Genomic DNA, 20,756 nt, shown 5'->3' with positions numbered 1-20,756 from the left:
GCGATGGCCTTGGTCAGAAGTTCCACCGCATCCGCAGTGTTGGCGGCGATCTTCTCCACCGTGGCGAAGCGCGGATCGTCGGCCAGCTCCGGCAGGTCGACATGTTGGCACACGTCAGCCCAGAACTTGGTGGGCTGCATCATCACAAAGGAGATGTAACGCCCGTCGGATGTCGTGTACAGCCCCACCAACGGGTTGTTGGGAGCGCCGTGCACGCCAGGCGGTGGCGCTTCCAGCCGCTGGCCCAGGTGCTTTGTCAGCGCGACGGTGTGTCCCATCGCCCACAGGCCACTGCCCAGCAGCGACACGTCGACGACGGACGGTTCGCCGGTGCGCTCGCGTTTGAGCAGCGCCGCCGCGATGCCGCCGGCGAGGTTGGTGCCCGAGATGGTGTCGCCGTAGGCGGGGCCGGGGGGAGCGATCATTCCCGGCATCCCGGCGGGAGTGATGGTCGCCGCGGCACCGGCCCGGCACCAGAACGCGGTCATGTCGTAGCCGCCCTTTTCCGACTCGGTGCCGCGCGGGCCGAGCGCGCTGCCGCGGGCATAGACGATGTTGGGGTTGACCGTACGGATGTCGTCGACGTCGATGCCGAACTTCTTCCGATGAGCGGGAAGGAAGCTGGTCAGGAACACATCGGCGCGGCGGGCCAGCTCGTAGAGCACTTCCTTGCCCTCGGGCACCGACATGTCCAGCCCGATGCTGCGCTTGCCGCGGTTGGCGTGCTCGATGTTGGGGTTGGGATCGCCTTCGACGCGCAACATCCCGGTCTGGCGGAGCCCGCGCTGCGGATCGCCGGTCACCGCGTGCTCAATTTTGACCACGTCGGCGCCCCATTCGGCGAGCACCGCGCCCGCCGACGGGACGAACCCGTACATGGCGACTTCCAGGACCCGGATGCCCTCGAGCGGCCTCACGCGCCGGCCCCGTTCGCTGACACCGTGGGAACGGCAAAGGTCTTGCGCTCCAGGAACTCTTCCAACCCGGCCACCCCCATCTCGCGGCCGACACCCGACTGCTTGAAGCCCCCGAACGGGCTGTCCGCGCCGAAGTAGTTGCCGCCGTTGATCGAAAACGATCCGGTCCGGATCCGGCGCGCCACTGCCAGCGCCCGGTCCTGGTCGCGACTGAACACCGCACCCGCCAGTCCGTAGATCGAATTGTTGGCGATGCGCACCGCATCGTCGTCATCGTCGAACGCGATGACCACGAGCACCGGCCCGAAGATCTCGTCCTGCGCGATCTCACTGTCGGGATCGACGTTGGTGAGCAGCGTCGGCGCATAGAAGTAGCCGGGATCGAGCCGCGTGCCACCGGTGACCAGGGTTGCCCCGGCGGCCACGGCCCGCTGGACCATGCCGTCGACTTTGTCCCGCTGCCGTTCATTGATCAGCGGGCCCATGTAGGTCTTGGGATCGGCCGGGTCGCCATGACTCACCTTGGCGAAGTTCTGCGCGATCAGTTCGACGATTTCGTCGTGGTGCGATCTGGGCACCAGCAGCCGGGAGGTGAGCGCACACCCCTGGCCCGCGTGGGTGACCATGCTGAAGGCCGCGAACACCGCCGCGTTGGCGAAGTCGGCGTCGTCGAGCATGATCGCCGCCGACTTGCCGCCCAACTCCAGAAAGACGCGCTTGATCGTCTCGCTGGCGGCGGCCATGATCTTGCGCCCGACCTGGGTCGATCCGGTGAAGGTGATGACGTCGACGTCCGGGCTGGTGGTCAGCGCGACGCCCGACGCGGGATCCGACGAACTGAGCACGTTGACCACGCCGGCGGGAATGTCGGTGTGGTTGGCGATCAGCTCGCCGAGCGCCAAGGTGACCAGTGGCGTGTCCGGGGCGCCCTTGAGCACCACCGTGCATCCCGCGGCCAGCGCCGGCGCCAGCTTGGCCAGCGCGAGCTGGTTCGGATAGTTGTAGGCGATGATGGCGCCCACCACCCCGGCGGCTTCTTTTTCCACCCAGCGGTGGTGGCGCATGCCCCGCGATTCTCTTTCGCCCAGGTCTTCGGAGAACTGATAGCTACGCAGCAGGTCCGCGTAGAAACGCACGATGCCGATCGGGTCGTCGAGCTGAGCACCCTGCGTCAGCGCGCGGGTGGCGCCGACTTCAGCGATGGTGAGCTCACGCAACTCGTCGGCGTGGTCGACGAGCGCCCGATGCAGCTGGTCGAGGCAGCGGATGCGCAACTCGACATCGGTGGGCCAACCGGTGGTGTCGAACGCACGCCGGGCGGCCGCGATCGCCGCTTCGGCTTCTTCGGCACCCGCATCTGGAGCCTGCCCGATGACCGCGCCCGTCGCGGGGTTGATCGAGGGGAATGTCTTGGCGGCGGTGACCAGCCGGCCGTCGATCAACAGACGGCGGTCTGCCCCTGGTTCCGAGCCCGACTCAGGCGCGGCATCCGCGATGGTCGCTGTGGACCCAATGGCGGGTTCTGCCGTGTCCTGGGCAGGCATGCCGTTACCCCCTAGTGTGGTGACGATCACGATAATTTCATTCTCTTCCCCGGCGAATCTTACATTCGAGTTTCGATAATTCAAGAAAGTCTCAGGAATGAGATCGAGGTGCTGACCAGGGACGCAAAGTGCCGGACCCCACCGTGCTGCGCCTCTCGACGCAGGCCGAACACGGTTTCGCGGGTGTGTTGCACGCCGCTCCGCGCGGAGAGTAAGGTTCTCATAATCGTAAGGGAGATTCTTTGTGGCTGAAATGGCCCCCGTCGGAGTAGAGGCCTCAAGATGAAGACTGCGGTGGTCACCGGTGGCGGATCCGGCATCGGCCTGGCCGTCGTGCAGCGCCTACGGGCCGACGGCTTGAACGTGGCCACCATCGATTTGCGACCGTCCGACGCCGATTTCGCCTTCACCGCCGACGTGAGCGACCGGTCCCAAGTGGATGCCGCGCTGTCGGCCATCCGCGCCCAACTCGGGCCGGTGACGGTTCTGGTCAACGCCGCCGGCCTGGACGGCTTCAAGAAGTTCCACAACATCACCTTCGAGGACTGGCGGCGGGTGATCGATGTCAACCTCAACGGCGTCTTCCACACCGTCCAGGCGGTGCTGCCCGACATGGTCGAGGCCGGGTGGGGACGCATCGTCAATATCTCTTCGTCGAGCACGCATTCCGGCGCGCCCTACATGAGTCACTATGTGGCGGCCAAGTCGGCGGTCAACGGCCTCACGAAGTCGCTGGCACTCGAGTACGGGCCCAAGGGCATCACGGTAAACGCCGTCCCGCCGGGCTTCATCGACACCCCGATGCTGCGCGCTGCCGAGAAGAACGGGTTCCTCGGCGACATCGACGAGACCATCGCCCGGACCCCGGTGCGCCGCATCGGCACGCCCGAGGACATCGCGGCGGCATGCGCGTTTCTGGTGTCCGAGGAAGCCGGCTACATCACCGGCCAGATCCTGGGCGTCAACGGCGGCCGCAACACCTGAGCGGTGCGCGGCAACCAACGGGAAGGAGAAGCGGTGGGAGACGGCGGGCAAGGGCGCGTCAATGGGAAGGTCGCCTTCGTCACCGGATCCACTGCGGCGCTGATGAATACCAGCAAGAAAGACGTTCCGGGCAACGATCGCGGCGGAATGGCCTACGTTCATTCGAAACGCGCGATCGCCCACTACGTGCATGACCTGGCAACCGAGCTGGCCCCGTTGGGGATTCGTGCCGACGTCATCCACCCGACGAACACCAACACCCCGATGCTGAAGAGCGAGCCGATGTATCGTTCGTTCCGGCCGGACCTCGAACGCCCGACACGGGCCGATGCCGAGCCGGCTTTCGGTGTGCAACAGGCGATGAAGATCCCCTTCGTTGAACCCGAGGACATCAGCAACGCCGTGCTGTTGTCGGCCTCCGACGAAGCCAGGTACGTGACCGGCATGCAGTTGCGCGTCGACGCCGGCGGCTACCTGAAGTGGTACGACTACCACAATTGAAAACCGCCAAACACCAGCTCTGAGAATCAGGTGAGAGGAGACAGCCCGTGAAGGTCTGGGTGGATCCAGAACGATGCCAGGGCCATACCCTGTGCGCGATGATCGCTCCGGAATCTTTTCAGCTCAGCGATATCGACGGCACCTCGTCGGCAATCGACGAGGTGGTGCCCGCCGATCGGGAGGACCAGGTTCGCGAAGCCGCGCGGTCCTGCCCGGAGCAGGCCATCAAGATCACCGACGACGCCTGAGCCGGCACCGGGTCGTCAGCTACCGAAACACATAGGGAGACAGAGCGTTGAGTGTCGACGATGTCGTCAATGACGGCGACCGTAAGAAGAACTCCTATCACTTTGATCGGCATTCCTCCGAGTACCGGTCGCAGTTCAAGACGATCACCGACGAGATGCATGCCAAGTGCCCCATCGCCTGGACGGAAACCTACGGCGGCCATTGGGTTGCGGCCGGTAGCCACGAGGTCTTCGAGCTGGCCCGCTGCCCCGTTGTCTCCAACGATCACGACATCCACGGCGAACGCCGCGGCTACAAGGGCATTTCGATCCCCACGGCCAAGCGCGTCAGCGCGGTACGCGGCGGCATCCTGGAAATGGACGACCCCGACCACCGCACCTACCGAACCGTGCTCAACCCCTATTTGTCGCCGGCCGCGATCAAACGCTGGGAGCCGTTCATCGACGACGTGACGCGCGCCTGCCTTGACGAGAAGATCGAGGACGGCAGCATCGACTTCGTCGACGACCTGGCAAATATCGTGCCCGCCGTCTTCACGCTGGCCATGCTGGGCATCCCGCTGAACAAGTGGAATATGTACAGCGAGCCGGTGCACGCCGCGGTGTACACGCCCGAGCACTCCCCCGATATCGAGCGGGTCACCGCGATGCACCGCGAGATGGGGCTCGACATGGTCAACAACATGATCGAGATCCGCGAAAACCCGCGGCCCGGAATCGTGAACGGCCTGCTCGAGATGCGCATCGACGGCGAGCCCGCCCCGGACCTGGAAATCCTGGGGAACCTCGGACTGGTCATCGGCGGTGGATTCGACACCACGACCGCCCTGACCGCCCACTCACTGGAATGGCTTTCGGAGCACCCCGATCAACGACAGCTGCTCAGCGACGAGCGCAAAACTCTGCTCGACCCCGCGACCGAGGAGTTCCTGCGCTACTTCACCCCGGCGGCCGGGGACGGCAGGACTTTCGCCGACGACACCGAGCTCGACGGCACGCGGTTCAAAGAGGGTGAGCGGCTGTGGATTTCGTGGGCGATGGCCAATCGCGACCCGGCGGTGTTCACCGACCCGGACGAGATTGTTCTCGACCGCAAAGGCAATCGGCACTTCAGCTTCGGGCTGGGCATCCACCGGTGCATCGGGTCGAACGTGGCGCGCACCGTGTTCAAATCCATGCTGACAGCGGTGCTCGACCGGATGCCCGACTATCGGTGCGATCCGGAGGGAACCGTCCACTACGAGACCATCGGTGTCATCCAGGGCATGCGTAAGCTGCCGGCCACCTTCACGCCCGGTCGCAAGGTCGGAGCCGGCCTGGACGAGACGCTGGAGAAGCTGCAACGCATCTGCGATGAACAAGAGCTCGCAAGACCGATCACCGAACGCAAGGAAGCCGCGGTGATCGACTGAGCCGCCCCAGTTCAGCCGGGGTGTGTCACGCACCGGAAAGCGAACCGTTGACTGCCGCAATTTGTCCGACTAGGCCTGTTCAGGCTGACCGCGCCCTATATTTGGGCCAAGCGCGTGTGCAGAGATGGGAGACGCATCGGTGAAGACTTTCGCAGTGAGCCTGGCGCTTGCCTCGGCCGCGCTGACTCTGGCGCCGACCGCCGGCGCGGACGTACTGGTCGGCAACTACAGGGTGGACACAAACCGCGATCCTGGCCACAGCTGGATTTGGGCGATCCGACCGTGCAGATATGACCGAGGACCGGAATGCCTAACCATCCAAGGAGTTCCGCAACCCAACGGGCAAGCGGCGCCCTGGAAGGAAGACGCTCACCTGTCCAACGGCCGCTACACCATGGTCGTTGATGTGCCCGACGGTGTGCGCTGCGTGGTCCAGTTCCTTCCCTCGCATGACGTTTACTCGTGGGATGCGGTGACACTGGCGGGTCAGGTCGACTCAACATTCGACACGGGCTGCGGTGGCGCACCGGGGGGCACCAACACTTACCCGTTCTCGCTCGTGCGATGGTAGCCGCGTGAGACGTACAGGGGTCAGCCGATCATGAGGCCGACGGGCGACAAGCACGATGTCTGAGGCGAAGAAGCCGGAGCAAGATTCGGCCACCTCGAAGGCCGACGCGAAGGCGTTGCTCGAGGAAGCCGAGGCCGAAGCGGCCGAAGCCGAAGCGCTGGCCGCCGCGGCGCGCGCCCGCGCCCGTGCCGCCCGGCTCCGGCGGGAAGCGCAGGCCCAAGCTGAGGTGGAGGCCGCGGCCGAGATCACCGAAGAAGCCCCGGACACCGCCGAGGCAACCAGCACCGATGACGCGGAGACCGAGGACGAAGCCTCCGAAGAAACCCCCGAAGACGCGGAACCGGAATCCAAGCCGGCCCGTTCTCGCCGACGCGTGCCGTTGCCGCCGTTGTCCGTTACGTGGAAAGCGGCCGTCATCATCCTCATCTGCGCCTTCGTCGCGGCCAGCGGATACATGGTGTGGCAACATCACGAAACCACCGAACGCAACCAGCGCGCCGCGAACTTCATCGCGGGAGCCAGACAAGGCGTCGTCAATATGACTTCCTTGGACTTCAACAAGGCCAAGGAAGATGTCCAGCGGGTGATCGACAGCTCGACCGGCCAGTTCAGGGACGATTTCCAGCAGCGCGCAAAAGATTTCACGACCGTCGTCGAGCAGTCCAAAGTGGTCACCCAGGGAACCGTGAACGCGGCGGCGGTGCAATCCATGGACGCGAATTCCGCGTTGGTACTCGTCGCGGCGACATCGAGGATCACCAACGTCGCGGGCGCCAAAGACGAACCACGCAATTGGCGGCTCAAGGTGACCGTCACAAACGACGGTGGGCAATACAAGATGTCCAAATTGGAGTTCGTTCCATGAGTGAGGACACCCGCGGTATCGATGCCGGCGGCGATTCTCCCGAGCAAACCGAGCGCACCGTGCCACGCGCTTGGCGCAAGGTGAAACCCGTTCCGGTGATTCTGGTTGTGCTGCTGCTGATTTCCGGTGGCGCTGCGACGTGGTTGTACTTCACGCAGTACCGCCCGGACAAACAAACCGACGCCGGCGTCGCGAGCGCGGTCATCAATTCGGCGTCCGAAGGAACGGTCGCGATTCTTTCCTACTCACCCGAGTCACTCGACAAAGACTTCGCCGCCGCCAAGTCGCACCTCTCTGGCGATTTCCTGTCGTACTACAACCAGTTCACCGAGCAGATCGTGGCGCCGGCGGCCAAACAAAAGTCGCTGAAAACCACCGCTCGGGTATTGGGGGCCGCGGTTCAGGAATTACATCCGGATTCGGCCGTCGTGCTGGTACTGGTCGACCAGAGCACGATGAGCAAGGACAACCCCGACCCCTCGATGGCGGCCAGCAGCGTGCTGGTGAGTCTGAACCGAGTCAACGACAAGTGGCTGATATCCAAATTCGACCCGGTTTAGAAACCCGTTACGCGCCTGCTTCGACGGCGTCTCATCGAGTGTGAATCCACGGCTTTGGCTGTGAGCTGGCGGCGGCGACACACCGAGGGCGGTCGCCGCAGCTTCACATTGGAAGCCGTGGTTGCACACTGGCGGCCATGCCGAACTCCGGCCGCGACGGCCCGGATCCCGTTGCCCGGCAAGCTCTCTGGGTAGGCGCTCTAGCCGCGTGGCAGGCCGAGCACCCGCTGGGCGATGATGTTGCGCTGGATTTCCGAGGTGCCCCCCGCGATGGTCCCTGAGAAGCTGCGGGCGAAGCGCTCGAACCAGCTGGCGAAGTAGTGGTCGAGGTTCATGTGCGCGTACGGCCCGGTCTGACCCGGTTGGATCAGCCCGTCGGCTCCCGCGGAGGTCAGCGCCAGTTCCATCCCGCGCAGCTCCGCTTCGGAGCCCAGGAGCTTGAGCACCGAGATCGCGGCCACGTCGTCTTCGCCGCGGGCGGCGCGCGCCAGGGCCGCGGACCCCAGCAGCCGCAACGCCTGCCGGTCCATGATCGTCGTGGCGTACTGGTCTCGCTCGACCTCGGTGCCGGGACGGAAGTCGTCGATCATGTTCTCGAGGCGATCCGCGAAGCCTAGCCACATCATGGTGCGTTCGTGGCCGAGCGATCCGTTGGCGACCAGCCATCCCTGGTTGAGTTCACCGACCAAGTTTTCCGCCGGTACCCGCACGTCGGTGAAAAACACTTCGTTGAAGTCGAGGTCGTCGATCGAGCAGATCGACGGGAAGGGCCGGCGCACGACGCCGGGGGTGTCGGTGGGGATCACCAGCACGCTGATTCCCTTGTGCTTGGGCGCATCTGGATTCGTCCGCACGAAGGTCAGCAAGAAGTCGGCGTCGTGCGCGCCGGAGGTCCACACCTTCTGCCCGTTGACCACGAAGTGATCGCCGTCAAGCACCGCGCGGGTGCGCAGCGACGCCAGGTCGGAGCCGGCGCTGGGCTCGCTCATCCCCAGCGATGCGGTGATCTCGGCGCGCAGGACGGGCACGGCCCAACGTTGCTTCTGCTCATCGCTGCCGAACGACAACAGTGACGCCGCAACGATATTTACACCCTGCGGGTTGAAGCTGTGGTAGATGCGGCGGCGGCTCAGTTCCTCCAGGTAAACGAACTGCTGCAGCACCGTCGCGTTGCGCCCCCCGAATTCCGGCGGCTGGCTCGGCAGCAACCAGCCGTTGTCGAAGAGGAGCCGTTGCCAACGCCGCGCCCACTCCGGCATGTGCGAGACCGATCGCGGGCGTTCCAGGGTTTCGCTTGCGGGAGGAAGGTTTTCGTCGAGGAACGCCGAAAACTCGGCCCGAAACGCCTCGACGTCGGGATCAAAAGTCAGCTGCACGGTACTCCTCGGCGATCCGCGCCCGATGCTCCGCCGCGCCGCCCAGCATCAGTTCGCCCGCCTTGGCGCGCTTGAGCGCGAACTGCAGGTCGTTCTCCCACGTGAATCCCATTGCGCCGTGCAGCTGTAAGCCGTGGCGAAAGACCAGCGACTGGCACTCCCCCGCCGAGGCCTTGGCCATCGCGGCCGCCAGCCGGCGACGGGGATCGTCGGCCGCGATCGTCAACGCGGCGAAGTACGCCAATGCCCGCGCCCGTTGCACCGCGACGTGCATGTCGGCGGCCTTGTGCTGGACGGCCTGGAACGAACCGATCGGTACACCGAACTGTTGGCGGCTACCCACGTGCTCGAGCACCAGGTCGAGGATCCGTTGGCAGGCGCCCACCATGGTGATTGCCATGCCCGTCAACGCGATGTGGTGCGCGCGCTCGTGGTCGACGCTGAGCCGGGCGCTGTCGGGCACCCGGACCCCGCTGAACGACAGGTCGGCCACGTGCAGGACGGGGTCGAAGACCGCCGAGCGGCGGGCCGACACCTGGCTGGACGCGGCGACGAACACGCCCGCGTCGGTCACCACCGCCAGGCGGTCGACGCGATCGCCGTCGAGAACATGGCGCACGGTGCCGTCCAACACCCAGCCGTCGGCGTCGCGGTGTGCCGAGACTCCGCCGTACACGGCCGTGCCCGACTGGTGCGGGTCGAAGCGGTCCGCCACCAGCGGCGCGAACTGGCTCATCGTCGCCAGGAACGGTGTGGGGTCGGTCGCGCGGCCCAGCTCTTCGAGAACGATGGCGAGCTCGACCGTGCTCTCGGGTTCGCTCAGCTCGGTCCAACCCTGATCGACGTAGGACTTCCACAGCGGGCTCGGGTCGACGCCCTCCTCGGCCACGCTGCGCACCAGCGAAGGCGGACACTGCTTGGTCACGGCGTCGCGCACCGTGTCCTGCCACAGCCGCTGATCAGCATCGAACTCCAACAGCATCCGCGCCGCCTCTCGTCGTGACTGTCCCGGCGAGAATACCATTCTCGGTTGTGGAAGTAATAATCTCTGAATCCGGGCATAGGGTCACCGGAACGGTCCGCAACGAGCCGAATTGCTTCCCCGAACTAGCCGCTGCTCAACAGCCCGTCGGGCGCACCATCCCAGCGGTCGAGGTTCACAAACTCGGTCAGCGGACGGCGGCGCAGCGGCCCATGGTTGCCCTTGGGCCACCCGACCACGATGTGGCCGGCAACCATCCAGCCCTCGGGTACACCGACCGCGTCGCGCAGCAGCTGTTCACCGCCATAGGAGGCCCAGCTGGTCATGCAGGCGCCCAGCCCCTGCGCGCGGGCGGCCAGCAGAAAATTCTGCATGGCGGGAAAGATCGAACCGCCGAGCAGCAGTTCGGACGCCGTCGGGTAATGCGCCTGCGCGAACAAAACCGACGTGAATTCGCCGGCGCGGTCGTGTAATTCGTACGTGGCCCGGTAGGTGCGGGCGCGACGGCTGTTGTCGTCGTCGGCGGGCCGGCTCATTCCGTAGACCGGCTCGATCACCTCCAGCGCGTGGGCGGCGGCGTTGGCCACCACGGCGCGCTGCTCGGGCGACCGCAGCACCACGAAACGCCAGCCTTGGGCATTGGCGCCCGACGGAGCCCACCGCGCCGCATCGAGGCACCGCACCAGGGTCGCGTCGTCCACCGGCTCGTCGGTGAAGCGCCGGATCGTTCGGGCGGTCGACATCACTTCCCAGACGTCAGCGCTTGCTCCGGTCATCGCTTCTCCTCAACGTCTAGGGCGCCCCGCTCGTATTCCCGGTCATCACAAGCGAATTGGGTGGTAGTGAAGTTCCAGCGGCCTTCCGCCGGGAACAGGGAGGCGAGCGGGCTCATCCATGCGAACCTCGACTGTAGACCTCGCGGATATCGGGCGGTGCAAGACTGCGCTCAGGCAATCGGAACTCAGCGGCGCGCCCCCGGCAACCACCGGGGCCGCCGCGCCCGGAGTGGAGGAGGAAGGTATTGGATCGCGAAACCTACCAGCGGGGGCTGCAGGTTCGCTCCGAAGTGCTGGGTGCGGAGTACGTCGACCGCGCACTGGCCGATGCGGATGACTTCACCGGGCCCCTGCAGGACCTGGTCACCGAGTACTGCTGGGGTGCGGTGTGGGGCCGCGAGGAGCTGCCGCGCAAGACCCGCAGCATGCTCAACCTGGCGATGATTTCGGTGCTCAATCGGCCCAACGAATTACGGACGCACGTCAAGGCGGCGCTGACCAACGGTGTCACCCGTGAGGAAATCCGCGAGATCCTGCTACAGGTGGCCATTTACGGCGGCGTGCCGGCCGCGGTCGACAGCTTTCGCATCGCGCGCGAGGCGTTCGCCGAACTGGACCATCGGGATTAGGAGTTCGTCATGGAGGTCGGGTTCATCGGCTTGGGAAATATGGGCTTTCCCATGGCATGCCGCCTTATTCAAGAAAAACACGACGTCGTTGCCTTCGACACGCGCGGCTCGGCACTCGAGCGCATCGTCGCCCTGGGGGCGCGCGCGGCGGCGTCGCCCAAAGAGGTCGCCGATGGCGCCGAGACGGTGCTGGCCAGCCTTCCCACACCTGGCGCGTCACTCGAGGTGGCGACTGGCGCGGCGGGCGTGATCGAAGGCGTCCGGATTAAGCGCTATGTCGACTTGTCCACTGTCGGCAGCCAAATGGCGATGCAAATCCATGGGCTTCTTGCCGAGTACGACATCGTGAGGATCGACAGCCCGGTCAGCGGCGGCGTCGGCGGGGCCGAGAAGGGGACGCTGGCACTGATGGTGTCGGGTCCACGCAGCGAATTCGACGTCATACGAACGGCGCTCGAAGCCCTCGGCCGGCCCGTGTACGTCGGGGACAAACCCGGCTCGGCACAAACGATGAAGCTGGCCAACAACATCTTGGCGGCCAACGTCCTGGCCGCAACGGCCGAAGTGGTCGTGATGGGAGTCAAAGCCGGGCTCGACCCCGGCGTGATGATCGAGGTGCTCAACGCGGGGTCGGGCGCGACGAGCGCAAGCCGCGACAAGTTTCCCCGCGCGATCCTGCCGCGCACCTTCGATTACGGCTTTGCCACCGGCCTGATGGTCAAGGACGTGCGCCTGTACCTCGATGAGGCGAGGGCGCTGGGCGTGCCCGCCGAGATCGCCGAGACGACGGCCCGGCTGTGGGATGCCGTCGCCCGGGACGAGGGGGCGGATTCGGATTTCACCACGGTGATCAAGCCGCTCGAGAGGGCCGCCGGAGTCACGGTGGGCCCGTCCACCGCCTAACCCGTCGCACCGACCGCGATGTCGGGCGTCATGTTCGGGCGTCGTGCCGACGAGCCATCGCGGATCCGATCCCTCACCAACCCGGAGAATGGTATTATCCAGATTGAAGAACGATACTTACCCAGTGACCCACAAAATGCCCGCTACCAGCGGTAATGAATAAACGAAACGCTTACCGGAAACCCATTGATTGACCGCTCAGGAAAATGTTAGATTGGCTATCATATGACCTCGAACGGCCCGCTTTGGCCGCCGGAGCCGAAGGGTGGCTCTCGTGATCGAACACGCTGACGGGACAAGCACACCGCTGATCGACGCGAGCGTGCATATCTTCTTCCCGTCCAACAAAGCGCTGCGCAACACCCTGCGCGAACCGTTCAAGAGTCGCGGCTTCCCCGACTACGAGATGGACTGGTACGGCGCTCCCGGCGGTGAGTACGCGCCCAACACCGAGGGGCCCGACCGTCAGTACCCCGGCTCGGATCCGGAATTCGTTGCCAATGAACTGTTTACGAAACGCGGGGTCGACGTGGCGGTCCTGCATCCGATGGCCCGCGGGATCATGCCGGACCGGCACCTGGGCACCGCGCTGCACGCCGCGCACAACGAGATGATGGTGTCGAACTGGCTGGAATCCAGCCAGTTCGGCGAGAGGTTCCGCGGCACCATCCGCGTCAACCCCGACGACATCCCCGGCGCACTGCGCGAGATCGAGAGATGGCGTTCCCATCCGCGCGTGGTGCAGATCGGCGTCCCGCTGCAATCCCGCGAGCTGTACGGCAAACCGCAGTTCTGGCCGATCTGGGAAGCCGCGGTCGACGCCGGCCTGCCGGTTGCCGCGCACATCGAGGTCGGGTCGGGCATCGCGTTTCCGCCGACGCCCTCCGGGAATACCCGCACTTACGAGCAGTACGTCAGCTTCATGGCGCTGAACTACCTGTATCACCTGATGAACATGATCGCCGAGGGAGTTTTCGAGCGGTTCGACGGCCTCAAGTTCGTGTGGGGCGATGGCGCCGCCGACTTCGTGACGCCCTTCATCTGGCGGATGGACACCTTCGGCCGGCCGCACCTGGAGCAGACACCGTGGTCCCCGCGGATCCCCAGCGACTACCTGCCCGGTCACGTGTATTTCGTTCAGGGCAGTCTCGACGGCCCCGGCGATGTCGAGTTCGCCGGGGAATGGTTCGGCTTTACCGGTAAGGACGACATGGTGATGTTCGGCTCCAGCTATCCGCACTGGCAGTGCGGCGACATCACGAAGCTGCCCGCCGCGCTGTCCGCCGAGCAGCGCGAAAAGCTGTGCTGGCGCAACGCGGCGCAGCTCTACGGCATAGACATCCCCGCCGGGGTGGGCGCACAGTAGAAGTACGACGTGAGACTGAGGAGTTTCAGATGACGTTGACCCACTCTCAGGAGCGGCTTCCCGCCGCCGAGCGCATCGCCGTCCGGTGCGTCGACTCGGACGTCCACCCGGCACCCAAACGCGGAGAGCTCGTCCCGTACATCCCCGAGCCCTGGCGCAGCAAGTACTTCCTCACCCGCAACGTGGGCGAGCAGATCTACTACGACGCTCCGGACTATGCGCACTCCTACGCGATGCGGGTGGACTCCTTCCCCGCCAACGGCGAGTTCCCCTGCAGCGACCCCGACATGGCGTTTCGCCAACTGATCATGGAGGCCGGCTCGGACATCGCGATCCTGGAACCGGCGGCCTATCCGGCGCGCATTCCTGAAGCGCAGCACGCGATGTCGAGCGCGTTGAACGACTGGCAGGCCAATCACTGGCTGGACAGCCACAACAACTGGCACGAGCGGTGGCGCGGCTCGATTTGCATCGCCATCGAGGAGCCGGAAGCGTCCGTGCGCGAGATCGAGAAATGGGCCGGACACCCCTACATGGCGCAGATCCTGATCAAGGCCGAGCCGCGCCCGTCGTGGGGCCACCCGAAGTATGACCCGATCTGGGCGGCTGCGACCAAGCACGACATCACCGTGAGCTGCCACCTGTCGCGCAGCCAGTTCGATGAGCTACCCATCCCGCCGGTGGGCTTCCCCAGCTACAACCACGACTTCATGGTGACCTACTCGCTGCTGGCCGCCAACCAGGTGATGAGCCTGATCTTCGACGGCGTCTTCGACCGGTTCCCGACGCTGCGGATCGTCTTCGTCGAACACGCGTTCAGCTGGATCCTGCCGCTGATGTGGCGCATGGACTCGATCTACGAAGCACGCAAGTCGTGGGTCGACATCAAACGCAAGCCCTCCGAATACGTCAAGGACCACATCAAGTTCACCACCCAGCCGCTGGACTATCCCGAAGACAAGACCGAGCTGCGCCGCGCGCTGGAATGGATGGAGTGCGAGAAGATCCTGCTCTTCTCCTCGGACTACCCGCACTGGACGTTCGATGACCCCCGCTGGTTGGTCAAGCACCTCCCCAAGGCGGCCCGCGACGCGGTGATGTACAAGAACGGTATCGCGACTTATCACCTGCCCGAGACCGTTCCGGTTCTTGAGGGTCAGACCCGGGTGCTCTGAATTGACGACTAAAGACGAAGGGGCAACCACGCGGCGCCCCGAGCCCCGTCTCGCCCAGGGCCGCGAACACATCGTCGCCACGGTAGACGAAATCCCGCCGGGCACACACAAACTGGTACCGATCGGACGTCACGGCGTCGGCGTCTACAATGTCAACGGCACCTTCTACGCCATCGCGAATTACTGCCCTCACCAAGGCGGACCGTTGTGCTCGGGGCGAGCCCGGGGACGCACGATCGTGGACGAGACCGCTCCGGGTGACTCGGTCATGGTGCGCGACCTGGAATTCATCTACTGCCCTTGGCACCAATGGGGTTTCGAGCTGGCGACCGGCACCACCGCGGTCAAGCCCGAGTGGAGTATCCGCACCTATCCGGTGCGTGTCGTCGGCAACGACGTTTTGGTACAGGCCTAACTACAGGAGAATCGGGTGCCTTCTATCGAGATCAACGGGGGAAATGTCGTCTACGAAATCCTCGGAGACTCCGGCGATCTCATCGCCCTGACGCCCGGCGGCCGGTTCAGCATGGAGATTCCCGGCCTACGCCCGCTGGCCGAAGCCCTGGCCGCCGGCGGCTATCGGGTGCTGTTGTGGGACCGGCCCAATTGTGGCGCCTCGGACGTGCAGTTCTACGGGCAAAGCGAGTCCCACATGCGCGCCGAGACGCTGCACAAGCTCGTGACGGGCCTGGGCTTCGAGCGGTGCATTCTCGCCGGAGGCTCCGGCGGCGCAAGGGATTCCATGCTGACCACGATGCTGTACCCCGAGATGGTCACCAAGCTCGTGGTGTGGAACATCGTCGGCGGCATCTACGGCACCTTCGTGCTCGGCTCCTTCTACATCGTCCCCAGCATCCTCGCGGTGCGAGGTACCGGAATGGACGGCGTGGTCAAGATCCAGGAATGGCGCGAGCGCATCGAGGAAAACCCGGACAACAAGCAGCGATTCCTCGACTTCGACTCCGACGAGTTCCTCAAGGTCATGCTGCGCTGGCTGGGCGCATTCGTTTCCAAGCCGGGACAGACGATTCCGGGCGTCGAGGACGAGCTGTTCGACCGAATCAAGGTCCCCACGTTGATCATTCGCGGCGGCGAGAACGACATGGATCACCCCAAGCGGACGTCGCTGGAGGTCAGTTGCTTGATCAAGGGATCAAAGCTCATTGATCCTCCCTGGCCCGAGGACGCCTGGGAGCGCGCGGCCGAAGACCGCGCCGCGGGCAGGGTGCAGCGTTTCAACATGTTCGACACATGGGTGCAGGCGGCGCCCGCGATCCTCGAATTCCTGGGTGCGTAATGGCGCTACGTCGCTTTTTGAGATTCCTACCTGGTGCGAATGCGGACCTCGCAATTGAGCGCCGACTCCAGCGCCGTGTGCACCCGGCTTTCCGGAACGCGTTCGAGATCCTTCTCACGCAGCGTCACGTACACGATGTCGAAACCGTCGTCGTCCGGCGTCCGCTCGATGTCGCCCGTCAGCCCGAACCCGGACAGCACCCCGTGAGCGTCGTCGTCGGTACCCCGGCTCACAAAGGTGATCACACCCGGGGCGGGGACAGCACCGAACGCTTTGGCGCACAGATCGATTGCGGTTGTTTGGGCCGTGTCGCCGTCTTCGGCCGCAATCAGCAGTTCAACCTCGCGGCGGCGAACCGGCATGGTGGTGAGGTCGTTTTTGACCACGCCGGCGCCGGCCGCGGCAGCGAGCTCGTGGAGAGCTGCCATGCCGTCACGTAATTGTGCGGGCGTGAGCCCGCTTGCCGGGTCGACGTTGACACGCACCACCGCAGTTCGCATATGTGCAAGCCTAACTAAGACGATGGCAGGCCAGCTTTGAACACCGCCCAGTCCGCAACCACCACCGCGATCCCCGCCGGCTGCACACCGCGGCTGCTGTCCAACGGTCAAGCACGCGAAGACCTCGGGTCGTATCGACAGCTCGGCGGCTATCACCCGCTCACCGATGCCGATGCGTTGCTGAACGAAGTCGAATCCGGCGGGCTGGTCGGCCGCGGCGGAGCGGCCTTTCCGCTCGCGGTGAAGCTGCGCGCGGTGCGCGATAACGGACACCTGATGGGGGACACCGGTGGGCCCGTCGTCGTCGCGAATGGCGAAGAGGGAGAACCGGCGTCGATCAAGGACCGCTGGCTGCTGCGCAACCGCCCCCACCTGGTCCTGGACGGACTGCGATTGGCCGCGACGATCGTCGCCGCCGACCGTGCCTATGTCTATGTGTCCGACCCGGAATCGGCGCACAGCGTCGAAACCGCGCTTGGCGAACTGGATCCCGACACGCTCGGCCTGACGATCGCGATGCTGACGGTGCCGGCCGGCTACGTGGCCGGCGAGGAGACCGCCGCCGTCCGCGCGATCAACGGCGGCCCGGCCAAGCCAACGGACAAGCCGCCGCGCCCATTCGAGGCGGGCGTCGACGAGCGGCCCACCTTGGTGAGCAATGTCGAGACCTTGGCCAACCTGCCCTACCTGCAGCGCCACGGCGCGGCGGCGTTTCGCGCGCAGGGCACGCCGCTGTCGCCGGGGACCTTCCTGGCCACCATAACCGGGGCCGGGCGGCCACCGGTGCTCTACGAACTTCCCCACGGGTTGCCTTTCACCGAATTGCTTGCCCTGCATGGTGTTCCGGTGAGCCAAGTGCGGGGGGCGTTGATGGGCGGCTATTTCGCCGGCCTGCTCAACCGCTCTGTGCTTCAGACAACCCTGGACCACGAGACAATGCGACGTGTCGGCAGCGGTCTGGGCTGCGGCGCGATTTCGGTCATCACCGAGGACTGCCCCGTGGCGGTGGCGGCCTCGGTGCTCGGCTACTTCGACCGCGAAAACGCCGGGCAGTGCGGATCGTGCTTCAACGGGACGGCGGCGATGGCCGCGGCCGCCGGTGCCCTGCGCGACGGTACCGCGACCACAGACGATGTCGAGCGGTTGCGCCGCTGGTCGGTGGTGCTGCGCGGACGCGGGGCCTGCGCGACCCTGGATGCCGCCACCAATGTGGCCGCCAGCCTGCTCGATCAGTTTCCGGACGAAGTCGGTGTGCACCTCGACGGCGCTTGCCCGGATTGCACCAACGGCGCATTCCGCGCCGACCGTCCCTACGAGGCGGAGGCTGTGAGTCACACATGAAAATCCGTCTGGACCGCACCGTTTGCGATGGCTTCGGCATCTGCGCCAAACACGCGCCGGGTTACTTCTCGCTGGATGACTGGGGGTACGCATCCCTCATCGGGGACGGCACGGTGGCGGAGGCGGACCGCGATGCGGTCACGCGGGCTCTCCTGGACTGCCCGGTGCACGCCATCACCGAAATCGGTCAGCGCACCTCCCGCGGCGCTGCGCCGCCACTCACTGATGCCGACGATCCGGCCGAGAATCTCAAAACCGAAGAGAACGAGGCCGAGTGGGGATTCACGCGGTGAACTTCTCCGGGCCTGACTTCTAGAGACCATGCAACTCACCTTCGACACCGATGTTGAAGCCTTCCGCGCGGAGTTCGCCGCCTTCCTCGCCGAATATCTGCCGACGGAGGCGCAGGCCGCGGAGCGGCCTTCGTCGACGTCGCACGTGCCCGAGTGGTCGCGCCGCTGGCAGCGGGTCCAGTTCGACCACGGCTGGCTGCTGCCGGGCAACCCACCGGAATTCGGCGGCCGCAACGCCAACATCCTGCAGCAGTTCGTGCACCGCGAAGAGCTCTCGCGGCGCCGGATCTATCACTGCTTCAATCCCCAAGGCGTCGGCATCATCGCGGCGTCGCTGCTGTCCTTCGGGACCGAGGAGCAGAAGCGGCGCTGGGCCGTTCCGATCCTGCGGGCAGATAAGACCGCGTCACTGGGCATGAGTGAACCCGGAGCGGGCTCCGACCTGGCCGGGCTGCGAACAAAGGCCGAGTTGGTGGGTGACCAGTTCGTGGTCAACGGACAGAAGGTATGGACCTCGGGCGCCCATGATGCCGACGTCATCCTGACATTCGTTCGCACGGACCCAAATGCCCCCAGACACAAGGGGATCAGCGCGCTGTTGATCCCGACCGATATCCCGGGGGTGGTGCGTCGCCCCTTCGCATCGGTCTATGACCGCGACGAGCTGGACTTCAACGAGGTGTTCTTCAACGATGTTCTGGTACCCGCGGACAACCTGCTCGGTCCGCTCAACGGTGGGTGGCGGGTCGCCAACGGCTCGCTGGGCCACGAACGGACTCTGATGTGGCTGGCTTTCGCGAACCGGCTCGAGCAACTGCTCGAGGACTACCGGCCGACCGACGAGGTGAACGCGGACCACTACGCCACCATCGTGATGGATTACTACGCGCTGCGGCTGCTCGGCTCGGCGGCGCTGGGGCGAGCGGCCCGCGGCGACGTCGACGTGGCCGCGTTGTCCGTGCTGAAGGTCTTCGGGTCGGAAGCCGAACAGAGTGCGCTCCGGCACGCGCTGGACGCGGCCGGGGTCGACGGGCTGCGCGACAAGGCGCTGACGGCCCCGTACAACCCTTACGCCCCCGATCTTTTCACCGCCAGCTGGTTCGCCCGCTACATCAGCAGCTACGCGGGCACCATCGCGGGCGGCACGTCGGAGATTCAGCGCAACATCATCGCCCAGCGGGTCCTCGGCCTGCCGGCGCGCTAGTCACAGCCACGGACTCGGTGACGACAGTCACAACCACGGACACAGGGACGACAGAAACTCCTGGGTCCGGCGTCGCGATTCGGCCCGCTCGCCAACGTCCTTGCCGAGGGGCACAACTCGCGCCGCCAGGTCGGTGACGCCCGCGTCACGGTAGCGGCGCAGCCGCGCGAGGACGGCCGACTCGTCGCCGGCCGCCATGGTGTCGCCGACGTCCTCGGCGTCACCGTGCTCCAGCAACCGCACATAGTTCGGCGAGAAGTCCGCATGCCCGAGCGCCTCGCTCGCGTAGGCGCGGGCATCGCCTACCTCGTTGTCAGAGCACAGCGCGACGGGAACGCCGGCGACGACGCGTGGCGCGGGCCGTCCGGTCCCGGTAGCCGCCGCGGTGATGCGCGGAACGACGTGGTCGCCGATCGCCCTCTCGTCCGCCATCCAGAGAATGGTGCCGCCGGCCCGCTCGCCCGCGAGCCGCAGCATCGCCGGTCCCAACGCCGACAACAAGATGGGAACGTCGAACGCATCCGTGACATCCACCGGCGAATGGACGCAATAGCTTTCGTTGTCGACATCGACGCTCCCCGGCCCGGCGAACGACGCCGCCAGCACGTCGAGGTAGTCGCTCATCAAGCGCGCGGGTCGGTCGTAGGGCAATCCCAATTGACCGCTGACGATCCAATGATGTGACGGCCCGACGCCGAGCGTGAACCGCCCGCCGCACGCGATCTGCGTGGTCAAGGCTTGTTGCGCCATGGCCATCGGGTGACGGGTCTGAATCGGAACGACCGCCGTACCGATTTCGATGCGATCGGTGGCCCGCCCGATCAGCGTGACGGCGGTCATCGCGTCGAGGTAGCCGGGAACCTGGGGCATCCAGAACGCGGTGAAACCGGCGCTCTCGGCCGCGGCACCGTCGTCGACCAGCCCGGCCAGCCGGTCAGCACGCGAGCGCTCCTTGTCGGAGCCAACCATCAAGCCGATGCGCATGCGGCCCCTCGTCTCCCCGTGCTAAGGGACATACCGATCCCACTCGTACGGCACCGCCGCGAAAAATGGTGCGGCAAACAAGGGTTCGACGCCGGGCTCGGCCCAGCGGGCGGCCAGCACCGACCGCAGCCGTTGCGCGGTCGCGACCGGATCGTCATCGGTGAAGCAATACGTGATCGACTGATTCCCTCGAGCGCTGGCCAGTTTGGCGTCGACTTGGCGCGATAGCGCGGACCAGACACCGGTGACACCGTCGACGTCGAGCAGCGGGTTCATCGCCGCCGATCCCCGTTCGACCAACAGGAACGCTCCCCGCGCGGGCAACCAG

At 65.6% G+C, this 20,756-nt stretch carries 22 protein-coding genes and 2 pseudogenes; 16 read left to right on the top strand and 8 right to left on the bottom strand.

Annotation, left to right across the window (positions count from 1 at the left end; translation table 11 throughout):
- Positions 1 to 917: CoA transferase (locus tag Q0W90_RS14785; protein WP_297774989.1), on the bottom strand; the 917-nt coding region annotated here is incomplete at its 3' end.
- On the bottom strand, positions 914 to 2,491 hold the full coding sequence (locus Q0W90_RS14780) for an aldehyde dehydrogenase family protein (protein WP_297697500.1): 1,578 nt from the start codon (positions 2,489 to 2,491) through the stop codon (positions 914 to 916). The genes Q0W90_RS14785 and Q0W90_RS14780, both read right to left, overlap by 4 nt.
- Before the next feature lie 252 nt (positions 2,492 to 2,743).
- Between Q0W90_RS14780 and Q0W90_RS14775 the strand changes: the two genes are divergently transcribed.
- The 7 genes and pseudogenes from Q0W90_RS14775 to Q0W90_RS14745 all read left to right on the top strand — a co-directional run bounded on the left by Q0W90_RS14775 (position 2,744) and on the right by Q0W90_RS14745 (position 7,602).
- A complete protein-coding gene (locus Q0W90_RS14775; protein ID WP_297599556.1) occupies positions 2,744 to 3,445 on the top strand; it encodes an SDR family NAD(P)-dependent oxidoreductase in 702 nt (233 codons plus the stop codon).
- A gap of 81 nt (positions 3,446 to 3,526) precedes the next feature.
- Positions 3,527 to 3,946: pseudogene (locus tag Q0W90_RS14770) on the top strand (SDR family oxidoreductase); the annotation flags it as partial.
- A 47-nt stretch (positions 3,947 to 3,993) separates the two neighbouring features.
- Entirely contained in the window at positions 3,994 to 4,194 is a 201-nt protein-coding gene (locus Q0W90_RS14765) for a ferredoxin (protein ID WP_297599554.1), read from the top strand.
- Positions 4,195 to 4,241: 47 nt separating this feature from the next.
- Positions 4,242 to 5,606, top strand: coding sequence for a cytochrome P450 (locus Q0W90_RS14760; RefSeq protein WP_297599552.1), 1,365 nt, complete (start codon positions 4,242 to 4,244; stop codon positions 5,604 to 5,606).
- A 124-nt stretch (positions 5,607 to 5,730) separates the two neighbouring features.
- Positions 5,731 to 6,177: a hypothetical protein gene (locus Q0W90_RS14755; protein WP_297599550.1), complete on the top strand. Its 447-nt coding sequence runs from the start codon at positions 5,731 to 5,733 to the stop codon at positions 6,175 to 6,177.
- Positions 6,178 to 6,232: 55 nt separating this feature from the next.
- Complete coding sequence (locus tag Q0W90_RS14750; protein WP_297599549.1) at positions 6,233 to 7,042, top strand: hypothetical protein; 810 nt, start codon at positions 6,233 to 6,235, stop codon at positions 7,040 to 7,042.
- Positions 7,039 to 7,602, top strand: a complete 564-nt coding sequence (locus tag Q0W90_RS14745) for a hypothetical protein (RefSeq protein WP_297697498.1) — start codon at positions 7,039 to 7,041, stop codon at positions 7,600 to 7,602. Before Q0W90_RS14750 ends, Q0W90_RS14745 begins: the two co-directional genes overlap by 4 nt.
- 200 nt (positions 7,603 to 7,802) lie before the next feature.
- Here Q0W90_RS14745 and Q0W90_RS14740 read toward each other — a convergent pair whose 3' ends face one another.
- The 3 genes from Q0W90_RS14740 to Q0W90_RS14730 form a co-directional block, all read right to left on the bottom strand.
- Positions 7,803 to 8,978, bottom strand: coding sequence for an acyl-CoA dehydrogenase family protein (locus tag Q0W90_RS14740; RefSeq protein ID WP_297774988.1), 1,176 nt, complete (start codon positions 8,976 to 8,978; stop codon positions 7,803 to 7,805).
- Positions 8,962 to 9,960 carry an acyl-CoA dehydrogenase family protein gene (locus Q0W90_RS14735; RefSeq protein WP_297697496.1) on the bottom strand — a complete coding sequence of 333 codons (999 nt, stop codon included), beginning with the start codon at positions 9,958 to 9,960 and terminating at the stop codon, positions 8,962 to 8,964. Before Q0W90_RS14735 ends, Q0W90_RS14740 begins: the two co-directional genes overlap by 17 nt.
- 125 nt (positions 9,961 to 10,085) lie before the next feature.
- Positions 10,086 to 10,736: a nitroreductase family protein gene (locus tag Q0W90_RS14730; RefSeq protein WP_297599545.1), complete on the bottom strand. Its 651-nt coding sequence runs from the start codon at positions 10,734 to 10,736 to the stop codon at positions 10,086 to 10,088.
- 245 nt (positions 10,737 to 10,981) lie between these two features.
- Between Q0W90_RS14730 and Q0W90_RS14725 the strand changes: the two genes are divergently transcribed.
- From Q0W90_RS14725 to Q0W90_RS14700, 6 genes are all read left to right on the top strand, one after another.
- Positions 10,982 to 11,365, top strand: a complete 384-nt coding sequence (locus tag Q0W90_RS14725; protein WP_297599544.1) for a carboxymuconolactone decarboxylase family protein — start codon at positions 10,982 to 10,984, stop codon at positions 11,363 to 11,365.
- A gap of 9 nt (positions 11,366 to 11,374) precedes the next feature.
- On the top strand, positions 11,375 to 12,268 hold the full coding sequence (locus Q0W90_RS14720) for an NAD(P)-dependent oxidoreductase (protein ID WP_297774987.1): 894 nt from the start codon (positions 11,375 to 11,377) through the stop codon (positions 12,266 to 12,268).
- Between the two features lie 274 nt (positions 12,269 to 12,542).
- Positions 12,543 to 13,634: an amidohydrolase family protein gene (locus Q0W90_RS14715; protein WP_297774985.1), complete on the top strand. Its 1,092-nt coding sequence runs from the start codon at positions 12,543 to 12,545 to the stop codon at positions 13,632 to 13,634.
- A gap of 29 nt (positions 13,635 to 13,663) precedes the next feature.
- The gene (locus Q0W90_RS14710; RefSeq protein ID WP_297774983.1) at positions 13,664 to 14,809 is read left to right on the top strand and encodes an amidohydrolase family protein; all 1,146 of its coding nucleotides are present in this window, start codon (positions 13,664 to 13,666) and stop codon (positions 14,807 to 14,809) included.
- Position 14,810: 1 nt separating this feature from the next.
- Positions 14,811 to 15,224 carry a Rieske (2Fe-2S) protein gene (locus tag Q0W90_RS14705; RefSeq protein ID WP_297600611.1) on the top strand — a complete coding sequence of 138 codons (414 nt, stop codon included), beginning with the start codon at positions 14,811 to 14,813 and terminating at the stop codon, positions 15,222 to 15,224.
- A 15-nt stretch (positions 15,225 to 15,239) separates the two neighbouring features.
- Complete coding sequence (locus Q0W90_RS14700; protein ID WP_297600614.1) at positions 15,240 to 16,106, top strand: alpha/beta hydrolase; 867 nt, start codon at positions 15,240 to 15,242, stop codon at positions 16,104 to 16,106.
- A 26-nt stretch (positions 16,107 to 16,132) separates the two neighbouring features.
- Here the strand turns inward: Q0W90_RS14700 and Q0W90_RS14695 are convergent, their stop codons facing one another.
- The gene (locus tag Q0W90_RS14695; RefSeq protein ID WP_297600617.1) at positions 16,133 to 16,606 is read right to left on the bottom strand and encodes a hypothetical protein; all 474 of its coding nucleotides are present in this window, start codon (positions 16,604 to 16,606) and stop codon (positions 16,133 to 16,135) included.
- 36 nt (positions 16,607 to 16,642) lie between these two features.
- Between Q0W90_RS14695 and Q0W90_RS14690 the strand changes: the two genes are divergently transcribed.
- The 3 genes from Q0W90_RS14690 to Q0W90_RS14680 are packed head-to-tail and all read left to right on the top strand — an operon-like array spanning position 16,643 to position 19,444.
- Positions 16,643 to 17,947, top strand: a complete 1,305-nt coding sequence (locus tag Q0W90_RS14690) for an NADH-ubiquinone oxidoreductase-F iron-sulfur binding region domain-containing protein (RefSeq protein WP_297700370.1) — start codon at positions 16,643 to 16,645, stop codon at positions 17,945 to 17,947.
- Positions 17,944 to 18,240 carry a ferredoxin gene (locus Q0W90_RS14685; RefSeq protein ID WP_297600621.1) on the top strand — a complete coding sequence of 99 codons (297 nt, stop codon included), beginning with the start codon at positions 17,944 to 17,946 and terminating at the stop codon, positions 18,238 to 18,240. Before Q0W90_RS14690 ends, Q0W90_RS14685 begins: the two co-directional genes overlap by 4 nt.
- Before the next feature lie 28 nt (positions 18,241 to 18,268).
- The gene (locus Q0W90_RS14680) at positions 18,269 to 19,444 is read left to right on the top strand and encodes an acyl-CoA dehydrogenase family protein (RefSeq protein WP_297774980.1); all 1,176 of its coding nucleotides are present in this window, start codon (positions 18,269 to 18,271) and stop codon (positions 19,442 to 19,444) included.
- A gap of 27 nt (positions 19,445 to 19,471) precedes the next feature.
- Here the strand turns inward: Q0W90_RS14680 and Q0W90_RS14675 are convergent, their stop codons facing one another.
- Positions 19,472 to 20,428, bottom strand: a complete 957-nt coding sequence (locus Q0W90_RS14675) for an LLM class F420-dependent oxidoreductase (RefSeq protein WP_297774978.1) — start codon at positions 20,426 to 20,428, stop codon at positions 19,472 to 19,474.
- Positions 20,429 to 20,449: 21 nt separating this feature from the next.
- Positions 20,450 to 20,756 (bottom strand): annotated as a pseudogene (locus tag Q0W90_RS14670) (hypothetical protein); the annotation flags it as partial.

The sequence above is a fragment of the Mycobacterium sp. genome (assembly GCF_025933915.1).
Lineage (GTDB): Bacteria > Actinomycetota > Actinomycetes > Mycobacteriales > Mycobacteriaceae > Mycobacterium.
This window is presented reverse-complemented; position numbering and strand designations above follow the sequence as displayed.

Bases quoted from the DNA above. Each gene is read 5' to 3' on its own strand.
- Q0W90_RS14675 (WP_297774978.1), bottom strand. From the start codon at position 20,428: ATGCGCATCGGCTTGATGGTTGGCTCCGACAAGGAGCGCTCGCGTGCT.
- Q0W90_RS14735 (WP_297697496.1), bottom strand. From the start codon at position 9,960: ATGCTGTTGGAGTTCGATGCTGATCAGCGGCTGTGGCAGGACACGGTG.
- Q0W90_RS14720 (WP_297774987.1), top strand. From the start codon at position 11,375: ATGGAGGTCGGGTTCATCGGCTTGGGAAATATGGGCTTTCCCATGGCA.
- Q0W90_RS14745 (WP_297697498.1), top strand. From the start codon at position 7,039: ATGAGTGAGGACACCCGCGGTATCGATGCCGGCGGCGATTCTCCCGAG.
- Q0W90_RS14730 (WP_297599545.1), bottom strand. From the start codon at position 10,736: ATGACCGGAGCAAGCGCTGACGTCTGGGAAGTGATGTCGACCGCCCGA.
- Q0W90_RS14775 (WP_297599556.1), top strand. From the start codon at position 2,744: ATGAAGACTGCGGTGGTCACCGGTGGCGGATCCGGCATCGGCCTGGCC.
- Q0W90_RS14750 (WP_297599549.1), top strand. From the start codon at position 6,233: ATGTCTGAGGCGAAGAAGCCGGAGCAAGATTCGGCCACCTCGAAGGCC.
- Q0W90_RS14710 (WP_297774983.1), top strand. From the start codon at position 13,664: ATGACGTTGACCCACTCTCAGGAGCGGCTTCCCGCCGCCGAGCGCATC.
- Q0W90_RS14755 (WP_297599550.1), top strand. From the start codon at position 5,731: ATGGGAGACGCATCGGTGAAGACTTTCGCAGTGAGCCTGGCGCTTGCC.
- Q0W90_RS14685 (WP_297600621.1), top strand. From the start codon at position 17,944: ATGAAAATCCGTCTGGACCGCACCGTTTGCGATGGCTTCGGCATCTGC.
- Q0W90_RS14680 (WP_297774980.1), top strand. From the start codon at position 18,269: ATGCAACTCACCTTCGACACCGATGTTGAAGCCTTCCGCGCGGAGTTC.
- Q0W90_RS14695 (WP_297600617.1), bottom strand. From the start codon at position 16,606: ATGCGAACTGCGGTGGTGCGTGTCAACGTCGACCCGGCAAGCGGGCTC.